The 23,730-nt window shown below is 37.1% G+C and carries 18 protein-coding genes, 1 tRNA gene and 5 pseudogenes; 8 read left to right on the top strand and 16 right to left on the bottom strand.

Translation table 11 applies throughout. From position 1 onward, the window contains the following. The first annotated feature begins 14 nt into the window (after nucleotides 1–14). From murC to Q5W13_RS03855, 7 genes and pseudogenes are all read left to right on the top strand, one after another. A pseudogene (murC, locus tag Q5W13_RS03885) lies at nucleotides 15–1,366 on the top strand (UDP-N-acetylmuramate--L-alanine ligase). Next, entirely contained in the window at nucleotides 1,356–2,075 is a 720-nt protein-coding gene (locus Q5W13_RS03880; RefSeq protein WP_155597652.1) for a cell division protein FtsQ/DivIB, read from the top strand. Before murC ends, Q5W13_RS03880 begins: the two are co-directional and overlap by 11 nt. Before the next feature lie 3 nt (nucleotides 2,076–2,078). After that, nucleotides 2,079–3,422, top strand: a pseudogene (gene ftsA, locus Q5W13_RS03875) (cell division protein FtsA). A 39-nt stretch (nucleotides 3,423–3,461) separates the two neighbouring features. Further along, nucleotides 3,462–5,441 (top strand): cell division protein FtsZ, encoded by a 1,980-nt coding sequence (gene ftsZ / locus Q5W13_RS03870; protein WP_304445428.1) that lies wholly within the window; start codon nucleotides 3,462–3,464, stop codon nucleotides 5,439–5,441. Between the two features lie 98 nt (nucleotides 5,442–5,539). After that, nucleotides 5,540–5,984 (top strand): annotated as a pseudogene (locus tag Q5W13_RS03865) (GatB/YqeY domain-containing protein). 4 nt (nucleotides 5,985–5,988) lie between these two features. Next, nucleotides 5,989–6,062: transfer RNA gene (locus Q5W13_RS03860), tRNA-Arg, on the top strand. A 247-nt stretch (nucleotides 6,063–6,309) separates the two neighbouring features. Further along, the gene (locus tag Q5W13_RS03855; RefSeq protein WP_304445427.1) at nucleotides 6,310–6,633 is read left to right on the top strand and encodes a hypothetical protein; all 324 of its coding nucleotides are present in this window, start codon (nucleotides 6,310–6,312) and stop codon (nucleotides 6,631–6,633) included. Nucleotides 6,634–6,709: 76 nt separating this feature from the next. Here the strand turns inward: Q5W13_RS03855 and Q5W13_RS03850 are convergent, their stop codons facing one another. The 4 genes from Q5W13_RS03850 to Q5W13_RS03835 all read right to left on the bottom strand — a co-directional run bounded on the left by Q5W13_RS03850 (nucleotide 6,710) and on the right by Q5W13_RS03835 (nucleotide 11,044). After that, the gene (locus tag Q5W13_RS03850; RefSeq protein WP_304445426.1) at nucleotides 6,710–8,080 is read right to left on the bottom strand and encodes a DUF3500 domain-containing protein; all 1,371 of its coding nucleotides are present in this window, start codon (nucleotides 8,078–8,080) and stop codon (nucleotides 6,710–6,712) included. Nucleotides 8,081–8,206: 126 nt separating this feature from the next. Then, nucleotides 8,207–8,896 carry a LytR/AlgR family response regulator transcription factor gene (locus Q5W13_RS03845; protein ID WP_304445425.1) on the bottom strand — a complete coding sequence of 230 codons (690 nt, stop codon included), beginning with the start codon at nucleotides 8,894–8,896 and terminating at the stop codon, nucleotides 8,207–8,209. Beyond that, nucleotides 8,893–9,618, bottom strand: a complete 726-nt coding sequence (locus Q5W13_RS03840) for a sensor histidine kinase (RefSeq protein WP_304445424.1) — start codon at nucleotides 9,616–9,618, stop codon at nucleotides 8,893–8,895. Before Q5W13_RS03840 ends, Q5W13_RS03845 begins: the two co-directional genes overlap by 4 nt. 472 nt (nucleotides 9,619–10,090) lie before the next feature. Beyond that, nucleotides 10,091–11,044, bottom strand: a complete 954-nt coding sequence (locus tag Q5W13_RS03835) for a tRNA dihydrouridine synthase (protein ID WP_304445423.1) — start codon at nucleotides 11,042–11,044, stop codon at nucleotides 10,091–10,093. 229 nt (nucleotides 11,045–11,273) lie between these two features. On the opposite strand from Q5W13_RS03835, the gene Q5W13_RS03830 reads away from it, so the two are divergent. Next, nucleotides 11,274–11,927, top strand: coding sequence for a helix-hairpin-helix domain-containing protein (locus tag Q5W13_RS03830; RefSeq protein WP_304445422.1), 654 nt, complete (start codon nucleotides 11,274–11,276; stop codon nucleotides 11,925–11,927). A 123-nt stretch (nucleotides 11,928–12,050) separates the two neighbouring features. Here Q5W13_RS03830 and Q5W13_RS03825 read toward each other — a convergent pair whose 3' ends face one another. From Q5W13_RS03825 to katG, 12 genes and pseudogenes are all read right to left on the bottom strand, one after another. After that, complete coding sequence (locus Q5W13_RS03825) at nucleotides 12,051–12,839, bottom strand: hypothetical protein (RefSeq protein WP_304445421.1); 789 nt, start codon at nucleotides 12,837–12,839, stop codon at nucleotides 12,051–12,053. 493 nt (nucleotides 12,840–13,332) lie between these two features. Next, nucleotides 13,333–14,739: a glycoside hydrolase family 3 C-terminal domain-containing protein gene (locus tag Q5W13_RS03820; protein WP_304445420.1), complete on the bottom strand. Its 1,407-nt coding sequence runs from the start codon at nucleotides 14,737–14,739 to the stop codon at nucleotides 13,333–13,335. Nucleotides 14,740–14,746: 7 nt separating this feature from the next. Then, a complete protein-coding gene (locus Q5W13_RS03815; protein ID WP_304445419.1) occupies nucleotides 14,747–15,889 on the bottom strand; it encodes a glycoside hydrolase family 3 protein in 1,143 nt (380 codons plus the stop codon). A gap of 97 nt (nucleotides 15,890–15,986) precedes the next feature. Continuing rightward, on the bottom strand, nucleotides 15,987–16,112 hold the full coding sequence (locus tag Q5W13_RS03810) for a hypothetical protein (protein ID WP_304445418.1): 126 nt from the start codon (nucleotides 16,110–16,112) through the stop codon (nucleotides 15,987–15,989). Nucleotides 16,113–16,256: 144 nt separating this feature from the next. Next, on the bottom strand, nucleotides 16,257–16,556 hold the full coding sequence (locus Q5W13_RS03805) for a hypothetical protein (protein ID WP_304445417.1): 300 nt from the start codon (nucleotides 16,554–16,556) through the stop codon (nucleotides 16,257–16,259). 13 nt (nucleotides 16,557–16,569) lie between these two features. Beyond that, complete coding sequence (locus tag Q5W13_RS24600; RefSeq protein WP_368662425.1) at nucleotides 16,570–17,085, bottom strand: cytochrome d ubiquinol oxidase subunit II; 516 nt, start codon at nucleotides 17,083–17,085, stop codon at nucleotides 16,570–16,572. A 32-nt stretch (nucleotides 17,086–17,117) separates the two neighbouring features. After that, on the bottom strand, nucleotides 17,118–17,642 hold the full coding sequence (cydB, locus tag Q5W13_RS24595) for a cytochrome d ubiquinol oxidase subunit II (protein WP_368662424.1): 525 nt from the start codon (nucleotides 17,640–17,642) through the stop codon (nucleotides 17,118–17,120). Nucleotides 17,643–17,645: 3 nt separating this feature from the next. Beyond that, a pseudogene (locus Q5W13_RS03795) lies at nucleotides 17,646–18,975 on the bottom strand (cytochrome ubiquinol oxidase subunit I). Between the two features lie 236 nt (nucleotides 18,976–19,211). After that, entirely contained in the window at nucleotides 19,212–19,799 is a 588-nt protein-coding gene (locus Q5W13_RS03790) for a hypothetical protein (protein WP_304445416.1), read from the bottom strand. Between the two features lie 34 nt (nucleotides 19,800–19,833). Next, complete coding sequence (locus Q5W13_RS03785; protein ID WP_304445415.1) at nucleotides 19,834–20,193, bottom strand: YHYH protein; 360 nt, start codon at nucleotides 20,191–20,193, stop codon at nucleotides 19,834–19,836. A gap of 104 nt (nucleotides 20,194–20,297) precedes the next feature. Then, a complete protein-coding gene (locus Q5W13_RS03780; RefSeq protein ID WP_304445414.1) occupies nucleotides 20,298–20,882 on the bottom strand; it encodes a hypothetical protein in 585 nt (194 codons plus the stop codon). A 227-nt stretch (nucleotides 20,883–21,109) separates the two neighbouring features. Next, nucleotides 21,110–23,381, bottom strand: a pseudogene (gene katG / locus Q5W13_RS03775) (catalase/peroxidase HPI). Between the last annotated feature and the right edge of the window lie 349 nt (nucleotides 23,382–23,730).

Genomic DNA, 23,730 nt, shown 5'->3' with positions numbered 1-23,730 from the left:
GAGAATTGGTAGAAATGGACTTAAAACGCATACATAACGTATATTTTATTGGCATCGGAGGCATAGGTATGTCTGCCTTGGCACGTTATTTTAAGTTTATAGGTAAGAACGTTGCTGGTTACGATAAAACGCAAACACCACTTACAGAAGAGCTTTCTGGTTTAGGTATAGATATTCATTATCAAGATGATATTACCGTGGTTACAGACGGTTTCAAGAATAAAGAAAACACACTTATAGTATATACGCCTGCAGTTTCTGAAGAGCATGAGGAGTATCAATATTTCTTAACCAATAGTTTTGAAATTAAAAAACGTTCCGAAGTTCTCGGAATCATTACCAAAGACAGCTTTTGTTTAGCGGTAGCAGGTACTCATGGTAAAACCACCACCACTAGTATTTTGGCACATTTGCTAAAAGAGACGGGAGTAAGTTTTACTGGTTTTTTAGGTGGGATATCCGAAGATTTCAATAGTAATTTTGTTTTTGAAGGTACGGACTATTCTGTAGTAGAAGCAGATGAGTTTGATAGGTCTTTCTTGAGGTTGTTCCCAAATGTGGCCTGTATTACTTCTATGGATGCGGATCATTTGGATATTTATGGTAACTCAGAAGAGTTGCAAAAATCATTCATGGAATTTACTAATAGAGTAGCGCCAGATGGGGCACTTTTTGTGCGTAAGGGTTTGCCTTTGGAAGGTATTACTTATGGTATTGATGATGATGCGGACTACTGTATTACTAATCTTAAAATTGAAAACGGAAGTTATATTTTTGACTTGGTCACCCCAGAGGTTACGTTGGTTAACGTAAAATTCAACAAGCCAGGAGACATAATTTACTAAATGGACTGGTAGCTTTTGCTATGGCTTTGCACACAGGTGTGTCTGCGGATAAATTAGCAAATGCATTGGCAACTTTTAAAGGTGTTCAAAGACGGTTTTCATATAAAATAAAAACAGAAAATTTTATTTTTATAGATGATTATGCACATCATCCTACGGAGATAAATGCAGTTTATGATGCAGTAGCAGAAATGCACCCCAATAAAAAAACATTGGCCGTTTTTCAGCCTCATCTCTTTTCAAGAACTAGAGACTTTGCAGATGAATTTGCTAAAAGTCTTTCAAGATTTGACAGTGTATTATTATTGGATATCTATCCAGCAAGAGAAAAACCGTTGGAAGGGATAACTTCGGAATGGTTGTTGGAGAAAATGAGTAATGCTAAAGTAAAAACAATTCAGAAATCCAAATTAATAAACGAGATAAAAGACCAAAACCCACAAGTACTTATCACCATGGGTGCTGGAGACATAGGTTTAGAGGTTAGTAAGATCACAAAAGAATTGCAAGATGCGCATTAATTATAACTATATAAAGCTATTAGCCTTAATCGTTGTAATAACGGGGCTTTACGCATTTTCTAATCAAAGAAGTGCAGATAGAAATGTAAAGGGAATTGTGATTGAATTCGTGGAAAATCAGCATTTATTCATCACTGAAGGCGCGGTTAATAAATTGTTAATACAAAAATTCGGTAGTCTGGAAAACATGCCTAAAGAAAAATTAGCTTTGAATACCATCGAGAAGGCCATTGAGGCCAATAAAATGGTAAAAAGTGCCCAAGTTTTTCTTACAGTAAGCGGTGAGCTAGCGTCGAAAATCATTCAACGTACACCAATCGGACGTGTAGAAGGGGATTCAAAATATTATCTTGACGAGGATGGAAAGAAAATGCCATTGTCAAATAGCTACTCAGCACGTGTGCCCATGATTACAGGTAACACAACAGATGAAGGCTTAGCAGATGTCTATAAAATTTTGAATTATATCAATACGGACGAGTTTCTTAAGAAGAACATCATTGGGTTGCATATCGTAAACGAAGAGAAGTATCAACTTCGTTTTCGAACCGAAGAGTTTGTTGTCAATTTGGGAGATGTAGAAAGGTTGAAAGAAAAGTTTAGCAATTTCAAGGCATTTTACGCTAAGGCAAATAAAGACAAAACTCTGCAAGACTATGATGTTGTTAATTTAGAGTTTGACAATCAAGTAGTATGCACCAAAAATTAAGTTATGGAAGTAGGTAATTATTCGGTAGGATTAGACATTGGAACAACCAAAATCGTAGCTATAATCGGTAAGAAAAACGAGTATGGTAAGATTGAGGTTCTTGGTATCGGTAAATCTAAAAGTTTAGGTGTACACCGTGGTGTTGTGAATAATATTACGCAAACCATCCAATCCATACAACAAGCAGTAGAAGAAGCTGAAGTTAATTCAGGTTTGAAAATTGGATCTGTTGTTGTGGGCATTGCCGGGCAGCATATAAGAAGTCTGCACCATAGCGATTATATCACCAGGGCAGATTCTGAAGAAGTTATCAATGATGAGGATTTGGATAAGCTTTGTAACCAAGTTTACAAGTTGGTAATGCTTCCGGGAGAAGAAATCATTCACGTACTTCCGCAAGAATATAAAGTGGACGGACAGGCAGAGATAAAGGAACCGATAGGTATGTATGGTGGCCGTCTTGAAGCTAACTTTCATGTGGTAGTAGGTCAGGTTTCCTCTATAAAGAATGTGGGAAGGTGTATTAAAAGTGCCGGTCTAGATTTAGGAAATATTACATTAGAGCCTTTAGCTTCTTCTGATGCTGTTTTAAGCAAAGAAGAAAAAGAAGCCGGTGTAGCATTGATTGATATAGGAGGTGGTACTACGGATTTAGCCATTTTTAAAGATGGTATTATCCGTCATACGGCAGTAATTCCTTTTGGTGGCGGTGTAATTACCGAAGATATCAAGGAAGGATGTTCAATCATTGAAAAGCAAGCAGAACTTTTAAAGGTAAGGTTCGGTTCCGCTTGGCCATGAGAAAATAAGGATAATGAAATAGTTTCTATACCGGGTTTACGTGGTAGGGAGCCAAAAGAGATTACCCTTAAAAACCTATCAAAAATAATTCATGCACGTGTTGTTGAAATCGTAGAGCAAGTTTATGCTGAAATCAAGAATTACGGTCATGATGAACAAAAAAAGAAACTAATTGCAGGTATAGTACTTACAGGTGGTGGAAGCCAGTTGAAGCATTTGAAGCAATTGGTAGAATACATTACGGGTATGGATACACGTATTGGATACCCTAATGAACATTTGGCAGGCGATTCAGATGCCGAAATAGCTAGTCCGCTATACGCTACCGCTGTTGGTCTATTAATGAACGCAGTAGAGAGTGAGAATAAAGGTAAAACTGAAGTTAAGATAAAAGAAGAGCCTGTAGACGAGGGAGAACTTGTTATGGCAGGCCATGAAGAAGAAGAGCATCAGCAGCAAAATTCGGCAAAAGTTCAACAAGAGCGAAAATCGGTATTTGATAAATGGTCTGAGAAGTTGAAAGACTTTTTAGATAATGCCGAGTAAAAAAAAACGACACACACATTAACCAGTAATAAAGACACTATGAACAACAACACGGAATTTGATGGGATATCTTTCGATCTTCCAAAGAATCAGAGCAATGTAATTAAAGTAATTGGCGTAGGAGGCGGTGGTAGTAACGCAATTAACCACATGTTTCAGTCAGGCATCAATGGCGTAGATTTTGTAATCTGTAATACAGATTCGCAAGCCTTGAACAATAGTTCTGTGCCTACTAAAATACAACTTGGTGTTTCATTAACAGAAGGTTTGGGTGCTGGTGCCAATCCTGAGGTAGGTGAACAGGCCGCTTTGGAGAGTATGGAAGAGATCAAAGAGATGTTGGCCACTACTACCAAAATGATATTTATTACCGCTGGTATGGGTGGTGGTACCGGAACGGGTGCTGCTCCTGTTATAGCCAAACAAGCAAAAGAATTGGACGTGCTTACCGTGGGTATCGTTACCATGCCTTTTGAGTTTGAAGGTAAAATGCGTTGCGAACAAGCACGTATTGGTATTGAAAAATTACGTGCCAATGTAGATTCATTGATTGTTATAAACAACAACAAGCTTCGTGAAGTATATGGTAACCTAGGCTTTAAAGCAGGTTTCTCTAAAGCGGATGAAGTATTATCTACTGCAGCTAGAGGTATAGCCGAAGTAATTACACATCACTACACTCAGAATATTGACCTTAGGGATGCCAAGACGGTTCTTTCTAATAGCGGTACCGCTATTATGGGTTCTGCTCAAGCAACTGGTTCAGCAAGGGCTAATGAAGCTATTACAAAAGCTTTGGATTCTCCATTGTTGAACGATAACAAAATTAGTGGCGCCAAAAATGTATTGTTACTTATCGTTTCTGGTTCACAAGAAATCACCATTGATGAAATTGGTGAGATCAACGATTATATTCAAGTTGAAGCAGGTCATGGAGCCAACATCATTATGGGTGTAGGTGAGGATGAAGATTTAGGCGAATCTATAGCGGTAACTATTATTGCTACGGGTTTTGATGTAGACCAACAAGACGAGATTGTAAATACCGAAACAAAAAAAATTATCCACACGTTGGAAGATGAGCAACGTGCGCAGCATGATTTAACGGCTAGAAAGAATATTGTTCACCAATTACCTATCGAAAAAGTAAAGGAAGTAGCACCGGTAATTAAGCATACACTTGAAGAAGAAGATGTGCGAGAAGAGCCGGGAATGGATTTAATCGAAACGACTAGCTACATTAAAAACTTCAATGTTTTTTATGAAGAAGTTATAGAAGAAGTTGCTGAAGTAAATACTTCTGAAGATGATTTCGTAATCGTAAACGCTCAAGATTCTATCAACGATATAGAAGTTGTAGACCCTATGACTGTATCTTACGATAAGTTGCAAGAAGAGCAGATTACAATGAGTTTTGATTTGCCTTTCGCTAAGAAGGAAGAAGTTGAAGAAGAGGAGCAAGACAACGTAATTACTTTTAGTCTTGATGAGGATGTAAAGGATATTGAGGTTGAAAGCCATATAGAAGTTGTCCCAGTTCTAGAATATAACGAGCAAGGCGAAAAACGCTATAGTTTGGATGATTATATGGAAATGGAAGATAAATTGAGCAACGCTAAGCCAGCTCCTAAGCCTACTCCGGCTCCAACTCCAAAGCCACAACGTGTGGTTAGGCAAGAGCCTACTATGGAAGTAAAGTCTGTTGAGGTTAAGGAAACAGCTCCACAGAATCATGCATCTTCTCAGGTAGATCCAATGGATAGTCCAATTGATGAACTGTTAAGAGAAAGAGCGGACGAGAGAAGAAGAAAACTAAAGGATTTCAATTATAAGTTTCAGAACAGCGTAAGCAGTATTGACGAGATTGAAAAAGAACCGGCATACAAGCGTCAAGGCATTGATTTAAGCGATTCAAGAAGAGAAGAAAGCAAGGTTTCAAGAACTACGCTAGGTGAGGATAGCAACGATGAAATTCGTTTGCGTTCTAACAATTCTTTCCTTCATGATAACGTAGATTAAAGATTTTAGAGTAAACTTAACTAACTCAAGCTTAAACCCGAAAAAAGTAATTTTTTTCGGGTTTATTTTTTATCTTCGCAATCCTAAATAAAAATGTCATGGGCTTACAACAAAAGGTAATGGAGCAGATGAAAGCGGCAATGAAAGCAAAGGATGCTGTTGCTTTGGAATCGCTTCGCGCCATTAAGTCTGCCTTGCTTATGGCACAGACAAGTGGTACTGAAAAAGAATTGACGGAAGATGACGAGATTCAACTTGTTCAAAAGCTTGTAAAACAGCGTAAGGACAGTGCTACTATTTTTGCGGAACAAGGTAGAAGACTTAGCTGAACCAGAATTGGCACAGATAGCAGTATTAGAAAAGTTTTTACCAGAGCAGCTTACAGAAGAAGAAATAGAAAAAGTAGTAGTACGAACTATAGATGCAACAGGAGCATCAGGAATGAAAAATATGGGTAAGGTTATGGGCATGGTGTCCAAAGAATTGGCCGGTCAGGCCGATGGTAAAACCATTTCCGCTATAGTAAAACAAAAATTAGCATAAAATTGGCCTCGTGGCGCAACTGAATAGCGCATCAGATTTCGGCTCTGAGGGTTGGGGGTTTGAATCCCTCCGGGGTCACTTTATTTTTAAAGCTACTAATTTTAATTAGTAGCTTTTTTTTGTTTCAAAGTATTCTACATTTAACTACAACCTTCATTGATTTTAAGATATCTGAAATGGAAACCTTAGGCCAACAGTGTTCATTTTTAAGATAGAATTACACAAACTCATTTTTTGCTAATAACTTCATCGTATGATGTAGGTCATTTAATATTGCCTTGATACCCAGTACTTTTATGTAGTGCTAATTAAAAAATCATATATCATGGCTACAGTTAAAAATGGTACAGGAAAAAAAGTTTACTGGATTTTATTAATTCTATCTTTAGTTATAGGATTTATTTTTTATGGTGCCTTGAAAGATCAATTTAGTGTTCAGTTTCTTATTTTTTCTTCGGGTATACCTTTCTTTTTGTTTGTGACGGGAGTTTTTGGTTTGTTGTGGCCAGTAATCAAGCCTGCGGGAGATGAGGTTTATATTAGTCATGCCTTATTAATAGGATTACTTTTTATAATCCTATTTTTTATTCATGTCTGGATTCTGTTACCGCATATTTGTCCAAATTTTGATGGATGTTTAGGTGTTTGATTTCAATAGATAAATAGAAAAAGCCCTAATTGTCATAAAAACAAAAGGGCTTTTTATCTAGCTAAAACAAACTTTATTAACCTTCATGGGAGTGCGTATGCCCATGGCTATGGTCATGCGCCTCGTAAACCGGATTTTTACAGACTAGAGTATAGTCAAATTTAAACTTACTTGCCTTGTGATGGTCAGCCATGACGTAGTGCTCTAAAAGCGTCTTAGGACCATCCTGGTTGATTAGATAGGCAAAAATGCCATAATCACCACCATTATCCGTTGTAGGGTTGTTAGGTATACGCGTTATTGTATGTACGTGGTTGTAATCCGCAATAGTAGAGGCGTTAGCACCTGTGCTGCCCTCGGTATTGAATTCTGCCCATAAGTATGGATTGTAAATACGATAGTAAAATTGAGAGGTTGCGGTAGGGGTTGTTCCTGAATCATTTATCCAAACAAAATACGTATCGTCAATATTTTCCATAATATCCGTCCACCAGACATCGGCAAAATTATCCGTTAGGTTATAAACATATTCTTGCATTACCAATATAAGATTGGCTTGTGCCTCAGTGGACATGTCCGAGTACTTTAGACCAGTTGCAAATTCTGAATAATCATACGTTCCAATATACGGATCAGGGTCTCCGTTCATATCAGCAGGGCCCACTTTAAGTGAATGGGATGTAGAAGTGCTTGAAGCTGTAGCAAGTTCTGTTGCATCTAAACTGTTATACAAGGTAAGGGCCAAATCTCTCTCATCCGAAAATATATCGAAATCCTCACCGTTCCATGTGTCCGCTGCAGGTTCGCCACCTAAAAAAGCCGGAACTATGGAAACATTATCCCCATGTACCAAAAAGTTGATTGCACAATGATGACCATCCAATTGAAAACCCCAAGAGCCACTTGTTTCCGGATCACCGAACATGTCTATGGAATAGAACAAAGGATTCCAGACATTGCTCTGCACATTATTCAACCATCCTTCGGATAGCTCCGTAATCTCATATACTTTTTGATAACCACCGGTACTTAAAAATAACTGTAGAATGTCTTTAAATGCAGTCAATTGATCATCCGTTAGGTCGGCATAGGTAATACCGTCCCTATTATCATCATTTGCAGGTGTATTATGCCAAAGATAAAAACGTTCGTCATCCAAACAGACGGAAACCTCGTCCAACAATGTAGTGGATAGTGAGCTTCTAAAATCTACTACGGCTTGGCGCATGGTCTCTATTTCTTCTATAGTAGATTGCTCTACCTCTCCTTCCGTTTCGCATGCCACGGTTGTATCCATATCTGTATCCGTGTCTACATCGGTAGCATCATCATCGTCTACCACCACGGTGGTACCATCATCATCACTACAGGCGGTAAAAGCAAGTATTGCAGTTGCCAGCGTGAATGTCATAAAAAGAAATGCAAATCTGTTTTTCAATTGTGTCATTTTCCTCATTTTAAATTAGTATTACACTTAAATTCTTGTCATGTTAATTTTGAACAATATTAAGAATTAAGGTAAGAGGAAAGTTAAAATTGAGGTAAGCCCCAGTCTTTTTGCGGTAAACCTTGCTTAAACGTTAAAGTTTCTTAACAGATTTTCCTTAAAATTTGGGCTAAGGGGCAAGGTGTGCTCTTTTAATTCAATACAATCTTTACCAAGGGTTCTAATGGCTTGTAGCGCTACGATATAAGACCTGTGAATTCTTTGGAATTCTTGTGAAGGAAGTTTCTTAAGAATACCTTTCATGGTATGCCTTGCCACGATTTTGGTCTGATTGCAAAGGTGAATTTTAATATAGTCGTCCAAAGCCTCGATAAACAAAATATCGGAAAGGGGAATGTTATGTATTTTGTAGTCTGCCCTGATTGCCAAATGGGTTTTCTGTACTTTGGCCTTGTTCTCTAGTTCAATTTCTTTTCTTACTTTTTCTATGGATAAATTAAAACGTTCCAATGAGTACGGTTTAAGAAGATAATCCGTAGCGTTTAAATTAAATCCATCCACCGCGTACTGCCCATAGGCGGTAGTAAAAACGACCTTGATATTTTTGTTCAGTCCGGTACAAAATTCAATACCATTGCTCTTTGGCATTTCAATATCCAGAAAAATCAAGTCAATATCGTTCGCTTCTAGATAGGATAAAGCATCATTCTGGGAGGTGAATGTTTTTGCCAAGTGGATATCTGCAAGGGTCTTGCTGTAGGTTTCTATCACGGCAAGTGCCAAGGGCTCGTCATCTAATGCTATGGCCTTTATCATGATAAATCTATTTGAAGTGTGCAGGTGTACATAGTGCCCGTGTCATCAACCTTTAACTTGTACTTGTTCGGATACAGAATATCCAATCGCTTTAGCGAATTTTGCATGCCTTCTTTAGTGCTGGAATTAGCTGATGTCCCCCTGTTGACTACAATGTGGTTTTTAACGATCAGCGTTAAGTCGTTTCCATTTATTTGCACCTTGATATCAATTTCTGACATTGTCTCGGGATTGACCCCGTACTTAAAAGCATTTTCAATATAATTAATTAAAATTATAGGTGCAATAAGCTGATTTTTAAAAGTGCCGTTAACCGTAAATGACAAGGTGTTTTTCTCACTCAACCGCAGTTTCTGCAGCGCAACAAAGTTTTCTATATGTTCTAGCTCCTTTGATAGCAGCACTTTTTTATTCTCGCATTCGGTGACTACATATCGCATTAAATTGGATAATCGTAAAACGGCATCTGGTGCAACTTCCGACTTTACAAGCGTTAGGGAGTAGATGTTGTTAAGTGTGTTGAATAGAAAATGAGGGTTTACTTTGGCCTTTAGGTAGTTTACCTCGGCCATTAATTGTTGATTGTATGCTATTTTAAGACGCTCATCTAGCTTCAAAAACAACGATAACAGCCATATAGCGATGAATTGAAAAACAATACCGTGATTAAAACTGATTATCCTAAAAAAGTAATTTTCTGTTGGTCCATTCCCATTGTGCAAAGGTGGCTGGGAATGTGGGGGCAAATTATATAACGATGATAAAAATTGCGGAAGGAAAAAACATATTGTGCAGCTTAGAATGATAGATGCTATATAGAGAAACCACCTTTTCTGATTGTACAAGGTAGGGAACAGCAAATGATAATGCAGGAAAAAAAGAGCACCATTAGGACGTATGAGAATAAATTTCTCTGAAAATGTGGGTTGGAAAGCAACTGAAGTCCAGTATCTAAATCCGGCGAACTTAAAATAGGAATGCTCAATATAAGAAACGCTACAATCCAATGAATTAGTAAGGTTTTATTTTTGAACATTGCAGCGATACTCGTTTAAAGCTGGCAAGATAATAGATCTAGGCATTTTATCTTGTGCGATGTTGTAAAGGATAAAATATAATCGCACGAAAATGACTGTCTGTTAATTCAATTGGGCCTGTATTCTATTATTATTATTATTACTCCACAAGCAAAAATCAGAGCCTTTTTTGTGCAACCAATATTTCGCCAACCGCCTGTTTGTATTTAAAAGGGTTGCTAGCTTTTTTTATTGCTTTATAGACTTTCTGCGGATTGTGCGTAGATTGAGAGAAGAACTCCCAAAAACCAAGCATCTTCATTTTAATGGGCGTTGGCCCGGAAAGCATGGCATCATACTGCTGGTAAATGGTGTCGTGAAATTCTCTAAAAATATTCCATCGGTCAGCAGGATATTCCGTAGTATTTGCGCGAATCATACTTGGTAAAAACGGATCTGCAATAAGACCACGACCAATCATAAAGTGTTCAATGGACGGGAACCGTTCTTGCATTGCTTTAAATTGAGCAACAGTAGTAATATCGCCATTATAGTATAAAGTGTGCTTAGCGACGTCTACGCACTTCTGGAAGGCTTCAAGGTCAACACCTCCTTTGTATAATTGTTTTCCAAGCCGTGCATGAATGGCCACGTTTTTAAGAGGGTACTTTTCTAGAATGGGAAAAGCATCTAATATTTCATTACTGTTCTCATACCCAAGACGCATTTTCATAGAGATGGTAACATCCGTTTCACTATGTGCGCGATCTAAAATGTGGTCTATTTTTTCAGTATTACAAATAAGACCGGAGCCCATGCCGCTATTGGTAACCATAGGGTAGGGGCAACCCAAATTCCAATTAAGTTCTGTGTACCCTAAAGACTGGATGTACTTTATTACAAATATGAAATGATCAACGTCTGCTGTCATTACCTGCGGAATAAGCTCTAAAGTGGTATTAGCCTCAGGGTTCAAATCTCGTTGGTACGAACCCTTTATAATCATCTTTCTATTAAACCGAATATACGGTGCATAATAGGTGTCTATTCCTCCAAAAAATTTCTGTTGTGCATTACGGAAAGTAGCATCTGTAAAACCTTGTAATGGGGAGGATAGCAGTGTATAGGGCATTCATTTAATTTAAAGGTGTAAAGATAGCTTTTTACCAAAGATTACCATTTAAGAATTGACTTTAAGGATATTGCTGTATTGGTTTTATGAAGTGATTTTTTGTTGAATATAGTTCTGTAATTTGCCCTGATTTGTTTGTAATGAATTAAAATAAGGAATTTGTTAACCTAAGTTTATGGAAATGAGTAATTTCTGTGTTACTTTTATATAAGAAACAAATTCTAGAGATATGGCATTAATAAAAAAGGCAAAAGGTAAGAGTTCACATGCTTTGGTAACATTCAAGGTGGGAAAAAATGAAGCTCCAAGCGCATCTGATGTTTTGTTGTTGGGTGACTTTAATAATTGGCAGACTAACGACAGTGCTTATCAAATGGATAAAAAGAACGGCTCTTATTCCAAGACTATAGAACTTGAGATTGGAAAACGTTACGAGTTTCGTTATTTGAGTACGGATAAAGGTTGGTTCAATGATCACGATGCAGATGCTTATGTACCTTCACCTTACGAAGGTGTAGATAACAGTGTGGTTGATTTGAGCTCAATGCCCGAGCAAAAGAATCCAGTTAAGAAAACGGTGAAAAAAGTCGCAAAAGAACCGGCAAAGAAAGTCGTTAAAAAACCTGTGGCAAAGAAGCCAGTTGCAAAGAAACCGGTAGCTAAAAAAGCCGTAGCGAAGAAACCTGCTGCGAAGGCAAAAAAAGATGATTTAAAGAAGATAGAAGGAATAGGACCTAAAATAGCTTCTATTTTAACAGAGAAAGGTATTGGAACTTTTGAAAAACTAAGTAAAACAACCACAAAGGTTTTAGAAGGTATTCTAAAAGAAGCCGGGCCTCGTTATACCATGCATAAACCAAGGTTCTTGGCCAAAACAGGCTAAATTAGCTAGTGCCGATAAATGGGATGAATTGAAAAAATTACAGGATAAATTAAACGGGGGCAAATAAGTTCTTGATTGATAAAAAGCAAAAAGCCGTAAGTAAATCTTACGGCTTTTTTTGTTTTAAATTAAAGTTTCTTTACCCACGAATCTATACCAAAAGCAGCGTTCAGTTCGTCTAAAAGCTTTTGCTTCCCTAGGTTCATCGTTACAGGCGGTAGGTACTCCAACATAATTCATGCCTTCCCGTAAAATACCTTCTGAGTGATTATAACCCAATGATTTGAGTTTTTCTATAACGGCAATTTTATTGTTGTACTCTCTGAAAACCCCAACTATTATAACACAGTTATATGTTAGGTTAGTTGTCTGGGATTCGGCTTTGTTCTCAGTCTTGGTTTGAACTTTTTCGGTTATTGGTTCTATTTTTACTTCTACTTCTGTTGGCTCTTCTGGCGTTGCAATAGTTTCTTTAAGGATTAATTTGTCTGTAGAAGGTTGAGTGATTTCAAAGCCTTCTTTTTGCTCTTCAATTGGTGTTGTTATTTTATTATCAGAAGTTTTAGTTTCTAAAATAGTATCAATGACTTCAGGTTTGCCTTTTGTAATATCCGAAATAACTAGCGCACTATCTATCTGGCTTTCGTATGCATCTTCGGCCTTTATTTTCTTAAGTTCATAGGTTGTAGAATTTGCATAGAAATATTTATTTTCCTCATCTTTAGTCTTGGAATATGAAGTGGATTCTATTTGAGATTCATCCAAATCAGTTGGTGTTTCAGCGACTAGGTTTTCTTCAGTTTTGAAGAAATATTGATAGATGAATATGGAGAAAATGGCAATGACAATTATCGCAATTATAAAATTCCATTTTTCTTCTGAGTTTTCAAAAACATCCTTTTTAGGATTCATAGTTGTGGTTTATAGTTAAAACTGGTTAGGTTATCTAGATATGTAAATATAAGGTATAATGTTACTTTCTGTTGATTTATACCAAGTTGCCTCTATCATCCTAATTAAGACTAATGCGTAATGTATTGGCGAATTTTTTATAGAATTCTCCCATTTTCACTTCATTTTTCAATATTTAAATAAGCGATATTTTATGCTGAAATAAGTTATAGAATTTGAAAGGAGACGTGCGGGTCAACTTCTCTAGACTGCAAAACACTAGTGATGTGTGGTTTTTAATTCAAACTTTATGGGTAGAGATTTTTGGCTTTTTAGCCATATTACAAGTACCAAATAAGGATAGTCCGAACTCTGGCATTTTTAAATAAAAAAGAGGTAAAGACGTTGTCATTTACCTCTTTGAAATTAATTTAAGAATTAGAGTTTTTTCAGTTTATTAAAACTACTCTTTATTATTTATTATCCAGATTCTGAATGAAATTATTACATACCACTACAGCCAAGGCTTAGCATCAATGTCCGATTCTAAGCGAATTTGACTAAGTCCAATATCAGTACCTTCACCAGCGGTTATCATAAATGCACTGCTAATTTTACTCATGTCAACACCAAGACTAGCAAAGCAGCTTAAGCTTATTCTATATTCTTGCCATTCATTGGCTACTATATTTATATCCAGTGTTTTATCGCAAGTGGTACCTTCGCTACACATTCCAATTTTGACGGTGGCATCGTTGGTTTTAAAAGATTTAGCGAAGAAGGTCAGTTCCATTGCGCCATTTGTTTGACGACTCATATTACTGGGGGAAGCTGCACTTATAAGAAGTTGGTCATAATCTGGTAATGTCCAATTCATACGTAAAGCATCTTCTTGTGCGGTATGGTCAGTTTTACTGACTAGCAAACCTCCAACAGATGTTGGGAAACTGCCGATTTGTTTGTCTAAATCGCCCGTTTTTAATCCTAAATTCCATGGTGCGACAGCTGCACCTTTATTGAAAAAAACACCAGTTGAAACCACTTTGGTATTTTCTAGACCAGAATCTTCAGAAAGCTGATCGATGATTACCTCGTTTTCATAAGTGAGGCCATAACCTAACTCAAATAATTTTGTAGATTCTCGTGTAGCCAAGTCAGGGGAAACCACTGCGTTGTTGGGCCATGCAAAAGACAGGCTGCCCGTAAATTCATAGGAAGGGTCTCTTTTAAATAATAGATCTGATATACCACCACCTTCGCTACCCGGTAACCATGCGGCAACAAATGCATCTGATTTGTTTATTTCTGGATTAACCCACAGAGGCCGCCCCGATAGAAATACGGACACTACAGGAATACCTTTACTACGAAATTTGTCTAGTGTGTTGGTGTCAAAGCCGTTTGGAACAAAGTCCAAATTCTCAAGGTCTCCTTGGAACTCGGCATAAGGGTCTTCACCGTATATTGCAATCACCACATCAGCTGCTTCATTAGAATCACCATTTGCTGAAAAAATTACTTTTCCGCCAGCTGTATTCACAGCTTCTTTTATACCGTCTAATACAGTTTGGCTGTTAGGAAATTCATCATTAGTGTGGCCTGTACCTTGCCAAGAAAGCGTCCAGCCTCCACTAATTTTAGCAATATTATCTGCCCCGTCACCAATTACCATAATAGTTTTTGATGCATCTAGTGGTAATACACCACCGTTATTCTTTAGTAAAACCATAGATTCTCGTACGGCTTGCCTTGCAATGGCTCTGTTTTTAGGAAGACCCAATAAATTTTCGTCACCTGCATTTTTACGAGTACTTGGTGCTCCTTTGGTAAATATTCCAGAGGCAATTTTAACTCTCAGGATACGGCGTACTGCATCATCTAAACGGGTCATTGGGATGGTTCCATCCTTTACATGTTGCAAGGTGCTTTCATATAATCCTTTTCCAACTATCAGGAGCCATATACATGTCTAAACCTGAATTTAAAGATGCTGCGCAATCTGTATTTGTACATCCGGGAACTTGACCATGACCATTCCAATCTCCAACAACAAAGCCATTAAAGCCCATTCTACCTTTTAGGACATCTGTTAACAGTTCTTTATCGCCGTGCAATTTTCTGCCTTCCCAACTAGAGAATGAGGCCATTACGGTTTGTACTCCGGCAGGTATAGCGCTGTAGTATCCAGCGGCATGAATATCTCTTAATTCTTTTTCGCTAATCTTAGCATCACCTTGATCAACTCCATTTTCTGTAGCTCCATCACCTAGAAAGTGTTTTGCACTAGATATAACGTGACCATCACCCATAAAATCTGAGCTTCCAACATGCCCTTGTAGTCCATATACAATCCGGTCTGCGTAGGATTTAACGATTGCTGCATCTTCAGAAAAACCTTCATAACTTCTTCCCCAACGCAAATCTTGCGGTACGGCCAACGTTGGTGCAAAGGTCCAATCGTGACCAGAGACCGTAAGTTCGTGAGCAGTTACAGATGCTATTTTTTCGATTAAATCTGGATTGTGCATGGCGCCTAGTCCAATGTTATGCGGGAAGACAATTGCACCGCGTAGGTTAGTGTGACCATGTACTGCATCAATTCCCCATATGTACGGGATGGCAACTTCTACGCCTTCGGGGTCAATGGAGGCGTTGTAATATTCATCGGCCTTTGCCAACCATGTTTTGCTGTCCGCATAGGATAGTGGTCCCGGTGCTGAATTACCGCCACTCAGTATAGATCCCAAACGATATTTTTTTAGTTCTTCTGGAGTAATAGATCCATTGTCTGCTTGAATAACCTGACCTACTTTTTGTTCCAAAGTTAATTTAGGCAATAGTTCATCTATTTGTGCTTCAATAGCTGGGTCCAATGGTAACGGTTTAATGATAGCCCAATCTTCTGGGTGAACCATAGTTTCAGTAGTTATTTCAGCTTCGTCCATCTTTTTATCGGTATCTATTACTTTGGGTGACTCTACAGGTGTTTTTAATTGCGTGCAGCCCACAAATAGAATGGGGATAACGAATAAGAGCGAAATGTACAAGAGTGAAGACTTGTTGGTGTGCATAGTGTAGTTTTTTTGTGGTATTTATATTATAGTTGGTGGTTGTTAGGATGTTGGTATAAGGTACTATATTTCTAAAACCTAAACTTAACTAGCTGGCTTATAATCTATTTTCATATTCTTCCAACTTTACCCAGATATCAATAAATTCTTTTATTCTATCTTTTTCTAAATCGGTATTAACTAGGAGTATTTTACCTAGTCTTGTTGTGGTATTAAAGAACATATATCTTTATTTAAACTTTCCTACTAGTTTTGCTTTTACACTAAACTAATTGAATATTGGGCTTAAACCAAAAAAGCCTCATTATGAGGCTTTTTTGGTTGTTTGTGTGTTTTTTGAAGTAAATAGTTTGTGTTTGGATTACTCCTAGGATTTATTCATTTTATTCTTCAGTTTAGTTATTAAGATTACAGCAAGGCTCCCTCCTAAAAATGAAACAATAGAATTTATAATAAATAAGCTAAGATGAAAATTACCCGATTGCATTATTAATTGAGGGGTGAAACCTAACCTGCCAAATAATTTAATTAAAAGGATACTACCAAATACACCGGCAATGGTATTCCCTATAATACCAAAGGAGTATTTTTTGAAAATAGAAGCTGTAATATTAGCGCCAACTATGCCAATGAAAATACTTATTAGAGAAATTAAAGTATCTGTCATATCAATTCACTTTTTAGTGACCGTAATCCATCTTATCTACTTTCCCGTCCATTAATCTTTTTTGTATAATCATGTAAACAAAAAGAAGGATAAAGCCAATAATACCCCAATTTAATGCTACAGATAAACCATACTCTGAAGAAGCAGTATTGTAAATCGTTAAAGGTCCGTTTATGGAATTTACAGAAGGCAATATCACAGGGAACAATGATGCTAAGGAAGAAGTAATTCCGCCTAATATTAATAAGCTGGATAATACAAAACTATGGATATCTTTTTTCAATTTTTTAATAAAAAACAAACCGACTAACCCTGTTAAGTAAATAATAGGGAAGATGAGCAAATAGGGCTTATGAGCAAAGTTATCTAAGGAGTTAGGACTTACAGTTTTCCATACCGCTAATGAAAATAAGGTTAGGGCAGCAAGCGCTATATTCAGCTTAAAAATGACATTTTTAAGATTGCCGTTTATAGATGAATTGGTTTTTAGAATAATCCAATTAGCACCATGAATAGCCAAAGTAACCACAGATATTAAACCTATAATAATTGTAAACCAATCTATAATTCCAGTGTTTCGCTTAGCGGACTAAAACTACTATCCCATAGGGGAAGGAAAAAATAATGCCCTTCATAAATAGATACGCCATTTTCAACACCACCTAGATTTACACCTCTTACGATGTTGCCCAAGGCAATCCCAAAAAATAGGGCTAATAATAAACTAGAAACACCAAAAGATTTGTCCCAGATATCTTTCCACATTTGAAAGTGGAATTGACCTCTGAATTCTAAGCCAATGGCTCTAAAAATAATTAACCATAAAACAATAATCAATGGTAAATAGAAACCACTAAAAACAGATGCGTAAAAGGTTGGAAAAGCCATGAAAAGCATGCCTCCGGCTGCCACTAACCAAACCTCGTTCGAGTCCCAAAACAAGCCTGCAGATTTTGCAATTAGTTCTTTGTCGTTTTCAGTTTTTGCTAAAAACAAGTGAATGATTCCTGCACCAAAATCATAACCATCTAAAATAAAAAATACAGCTAAAACAATAGCTATTATGATGAACCAAAATGTTTCCATAATTTAATGTGTTTGAGGTTTTGGACCTTGGTTTATAGTTTTGCCAACTAAGACTAAAAATAACAAGCCTAACAGTATATATAGTGCAACAAAACCTAGTAAAGTAAACAAAGTGTTACCAGATGAAACCGTGGGGGAAATACCATCTACTGTTCTTAATAAGCCGTAAACTAAATATGGTTGTCTTCCTAATTCTGCTACATACCAACCGGTAAGATTAGCTATATAGGGAAATGGTACTAGAAACATGATTGTCCAAAGTAATGCTTTTGCTTGGTACAATTTTTTGCGCCACAAAAAGAAAACGGCCAAAGCCATAATACCCATAAAAACGGTCCCTAAACCAACCATGATATGGTATGAATAATATAGAGCGGGAATATTATCTGGCAACTCTTCCTTTTTGAATTTATCCATTCCATAATTTGCTTGTGCCATTCTTGATAGGTCAAGAAACTAAGTATGTTGGGAACAGCAATCTTATTGTCTAGCTTTTTTCGACCATATTGGGCTGACCAATGAGTACAATTTCCGCTCCTGCATGTTCTGTTTCAAAAATACCTTCCATAGCGGCAAAAGCGGCCGGTTGATACTGGGCAACATTTTTAGCATTCCAATCACCTGTAGGGAAAGCTACCAAAACACTAGAAACCAAACCAAAAATAACTCCGGTTTTTAGAAACAGTTTTCCGTATTCAGTTTGTTTTTCTCTTAAAATATAGAAGGCACCTATACTTGCTACGACAAAAGAAGAGGTAACAACAGATGCTAATTGATTATGTAGAAAAGCGGGTAGGAGCCAAGGGTTGCCAAAAAGTGCAGAGAAGTTTTCTAATACAAATTTACCATTATCCAAAATTTCATATCCTACCGGGTGTTGCATCCAAGCATTGGTGGCTAAAATAAACCAACCGCTTGCCCAAGAACCTAAGAACACCAAAAAGCCAGTTAAGAGGTGTAGTTTTTGACCCATTAACTTTTCACCAAAAATAAATAGAGCTAAGAAAGAAGATTCTAGGAAGAAAGAGAACATACCTTCCATAGCCAAGGTCTGACCAATTATACCACCTGTTAGCTCAGAAAACTTTGCCCAATTGGTGCCAAATTGAAATTCCATTGGAATCCCGGTAACAACACCCATTGTAAAATTGATGGCAAAAATTTTCATAAAAAATTTTGCGGCATCGTTATATTTTTCAATTTTATTTCTGAGATATCTCCATTTAAAATAGACAATCAATAATGATAATCCCATTGTTAATTGAGGAAATATGTAGTGGAATGTGATAGTGAATGCAAACTGCAGTCTATCATAAAAAATCATGTCTTCCATAAGATGAAATTATGTCAACAAAAATACTCTATATAGCTAAGTATGAGGGTAACATTGATTACACATTTAGTTATAAAATTTAGGAAGAGGTTTTGTAATTGAGAGTAATGTATGGGCGTGCTGTAAATTAGAGGTCTTTTAATTTCAACATGAATATAAAATTGCGCTATACTTACCTTTAAAGTTTTGGTAACCTTAGTTTTTTGCACATGAGGGAATATGAAAAAGGCTAGCTTCTATGCACTGATATTCTTTCTTTTTCTAACTACATAGAATAACAAAAGGACTATTGCGGGAATAGCTGCGTATTCTAAGTATTTAAAATAAGAATCAGTGTTTTCTATTTCCAATTCGTTCCACTTTCCGTCTTTAAGTTCTATAACGATTTGATGGGTATTGGTCTTGTTTAGCGTATATTTTTTCTTAGGAAAATTATCTAACAAAAAGATAATTACAGATTGGTTGTTATGAACGTCTTTGAATAGTTCATTTTTTAAGTGGATAGTGGTTACCGTTTCTGGTAGTCCAATAATTTCGGCAACTAATTTAGTTTCATGACCTAAGAAAACCTTTGGGTTCTTAAACTGCAGGGTGTCTCGTTCATTTACAATAATGGAAAAAGTGGCATTGAAATGATTGAGAACAAGGTTTTGAAAATCTTCGGGTGATTGGTAAGCACCTTCTCCGTTTAAGTAAATAACCTCTTGTTGAAAAGCGGTTAATGAGCTGTTGATTTGTAAAATTATTTGCCCACTATCAGTTTTAGAGATAATAATATTAGATAAATCGGGGTTATGAGCAAATAGAATTTTGCTCGTTAACATCAAACAAAAAATGAATAGTTGCAGTATAGGTTTTCTATAGTGCATATTCACCTCGTAAACCGTCTATAAAGTTATTATTACCTGCTTTGTCTACGTGGTAATGATACCCACGTATCTCGTCATAATGACCTCTTGACTCATCTAAATCTGTGTATTCTTTTCCATTTGCATCTGCATTTTCAAAGATTCCGTATCCGTCAAAGGCATAACCAATCATGGCAGAATGATTATCTGTTTGTTCTATTTTCTTGGAAACCCCTGTAGCTGCATGGTAATGATAACCTGCGTTTAAATTTATATGTCCGCCAGCATCATCAAATGGTGCTAAAGTATATGCACCTAAGATATTATCTACAGGTGCAGGAGCATTAAAAGCTACGCCATTAAATGCCAAGCCTCTATCAGAAGGTAAGGTTGAATTTCCTTGCGGAGCTCTATGTCCTTCAGGTGGGCCTTCTGGTCTTTCATGTCCGTCGGCTCGTGGAGGAGGTCCGCCACCTATGGATGGCTTGAAAATTTGTATGGGGTAACCGCTTTTTTAGGGGTGACAGGAATATAATAAGTATGCTGTATATCTGCTACATAAGAAGGCAGACATTCAACACAATAATTTTGATATTCTACTCCTACATTTGGATTTGCGGCTTCTTGGCACTCTTGTTTTGTTTTAGTTTTTGTTATTTCACCGGTTTCCTTGTCATATAACATCCAAGTATCATCTTCATAAAAGGTGGCCAGATTTTTCACGAAATCACCATCTACATCATGAACCTTTCCTCCATCTAACCAAATACCACCAGCTGATGCATCGTCCGAAATATTATTGGGGCACCAAGGGCCCATTTCGTGATCTGTGGGGGTTGAGGTAACTACTATTTTATAACAATCGGCAGTGGAGCCATCAGATAGGGTTCGGCTTTCAATTATAATAGGTTCAGCTAATCCACCAGAAAGAAAGTTTTCACTCTTGACAGATATAGTCAGTTTATCCGCTGTTACGTTAGATTTATTCTCTTTACATCCTATAAAGGCCGTAGTTAGTACTAGGCTTAAAGTGAGTAATTTAAGTTGAGTTTTTATCATAATGACTGGTTGTTCTATTGCCGATGAAATATTCTTATTGGTTGTGTTAAATATTTCGCTGGAAAAATAAAGTCCAATACAAAACATCCTTATAAAAATACGTAAATGAATAGTTTATACATATTGAATCAATTGATTTCTTTTCTGAGATTACCCCATAAAAAAGCGGCTTCGGTTAAGAACCGAAGCCGCTTGCAATTTATAAATTACGAACTGTAGTTTTTGATTTAGTTTAAATCAAACCTATCAGCATTCATCATTTTTGTCCAAGCTTTTACAAAGTCACTTGCAAATTTCTCTTTATTGTCATCTTGCGCATAAACTTCGGAATACGAACGTAAAATAGAATTAGAACCAAACACTAAATCCATACGTGTGGCCGTCCATTTTACGATACCTGTTTTACGGTCACGAATCTCGTAAAGTCCTTTTTCGGTAGGTTTCCAAGTATTACCCATATCAGTTAGGTTCACAAAGAAATCATTGGTTAATGCACCAACTTTATCAGTAAAAACACCATGTTTTGTGTTGTCATGATTTGTTCCTAACACACGCATACCACCAACAAGTACGGTCATTTCTGGTGCTGTTAGTCCCATTAGTTGTGTTCTGTCCAGCATTAATTCTTCTGGACTTACAACATATTCTTTTTTGCTCCAATTGCGATAGCCGTCAGCTAATGGTTCTAAAGGTTCAAAAGATTCTGCATCTGTCATTTCATCCGTAGCATCGCCACGACCATAAGGCAAATGGAACAGCAATATCAAAACCTGCCGCTTTAATAGCTTGTTCTATTCCAAGATTTCCAGCTAGTACAATTGTATCAGCAATACTAATACCAAATTCAGCAGCAATAGGTTCAAGAATAGAAAGCACATGTGCTAAACGTTTTGGCTCATTTCCTTCCCAATCTTTTTGAGGAGCTAGTCGAATACGAGCACCGTTAGCACCACCACGCATATCCGATCCACGAAAAGTACGTGCACTATCCCAAGCGGTAGATACCATTTCTGAAATAGATAAACCAGAAGCAGCTATTTTGTTCTTTACAGCCAATACATCATAATCACTCTTTCCAACCGGAATAGGATCTTGCCAGATTAAATCTTCCTGTGGAACATCAGAACCAAAGTATCTTGCTTTTGGCCCCATATCTCTATGCGTTAATTTAAACTATAAGACGAGCAAAAGTTTCAGAGAAGTACTCTTGGTCCTTCATGAACTTAAGAGAGATTTCCTTATAAATAGGATCTACTTTCATAGCCATATCAGCATCGGTCATCATAGGGTTGTGACGGATACTAGGGTCTTCAACATCTACTGGTTTGTCTTCGTCCTTAATAGTCACTGGTTCCCATTGCCAAGCACCAGCAGGGCTTTGGCGAGGTTCCCACTCATGATTGAATAACATCTCAAAAAAACCACCGTCCCATTTGGTAGGGTGTGTTGTCCATGCGCCTTCAAGACCACTCGTTACCGCATAACGGCCTTTTCCTGATTTTGTAGGGTTATGCCAACCTAGTCCTTGCTCTTCTACATCAGCTCCTTCAGGTTCTGGTCCTAAAATACTTGCATCACCATTACCGTGAGTTTTACCAACTGTATGTCCACCTGCAGTTAAAGCCACAGTTTCTTCATCGTTCATGGCCATACGTTCAAAAGTTTCACGTATGTGCGCAGCTGTTTTTAAAGGGTTTTGTTTTCCATTAACACCTTCTGGATTTACATAGATTAGACCCATTTGCACGGCAGCTAATGGATTTTCCATAGTAGAAGGCTTGTCTACATTATCGTAACGTTCATCACTTGGTGCTAACCATTCTTTTTCATTTCCCCAATAGGTATCCGTTTCAGGATGCCAAATATCTTCGCGACCAAAACCAAAACCAAAGGTTTTTAAGCCCATATCTTCATAAGCAATAGTACCTGCCAGAACAATTAAATCTGCCCAGCTTACCTTATTACCGTATTTTTTCTTGATTGGCCATAACAAACGTCTTGCTTTATCTAGGCTAACATTATCTGGCCATGAATTTAATGGCGCAAAACGCTGACTACCTGAGCCACCGCCACCACGACCATCAGAAACACGGTATGTTCCAGCAGAGTGCCAAGATAAACGTATAAATAACCCCCCGTAATGACCCCAATCTGCAGGCCACCAATCCTACTATCCGTCATTAAAGCATGCATATCTTTCTTAAGCGCCTCAGTATCTAATTTTTTAAGTTCTTCATGATAGTTAAACTCTTGTCCTAACGGATTAGTTTTAGTATCATTTTGGTGTAAAATATCAAGATTTAGGGCATTTGGCCACCACTCCATAACAGATGATTTGGTTGCTGTATTTCCTCCATGCATTACAGGACATTTGCCTAATGATGAACCATGGCTGTGCGCGTGTTCTTTATTTTCTTCTGAAATAGGTGAAGATTGCTCTTGGTGGTGTGGGCATTTACTATCATCGTCAGATGAGTTTAAATGTTTATCATTTTCCATATCTAAGGGGTTTAAGAATTTTATAGTTTTATACTTATCAAATTTACCCTAGTTGCCTCCGGTAAATTCAATAAAGTTATTTTCATATTTTATTCGGATATAAATATAATTTATGGAAATGTAAAATTCCATAAATTTTGTATATCAATAATTGAGTTACTTTAAAATTAACGGAAAAAAATCAGGTTTCCTATAGTCAGCACTTTAAAACAGGATTCTAAAGGTTTGAAAGATTTTATAAGATAAGTGGACCTCTTCACTTTGTTTGAAATCCTTTTTTCTTAAAGGTTACGTTCTAATTACGTTTTTGATTCAAAGTTCCCCTAATACCTAACCTACACTTTGATAG

It is taken from the genome of Zobellia laminariae, from assembly GCF_030553095.1.
Classification (GTDB): domain Bacteria; phylum Bacteroidota; class Bacteroidia; order Flavobacteriales; family Flavobacteriaceae; genus Zobellia; species Zobellia laminariae.
This window is presented reverse-complemented; position numbering and strand designations above follow the sequence as displayed.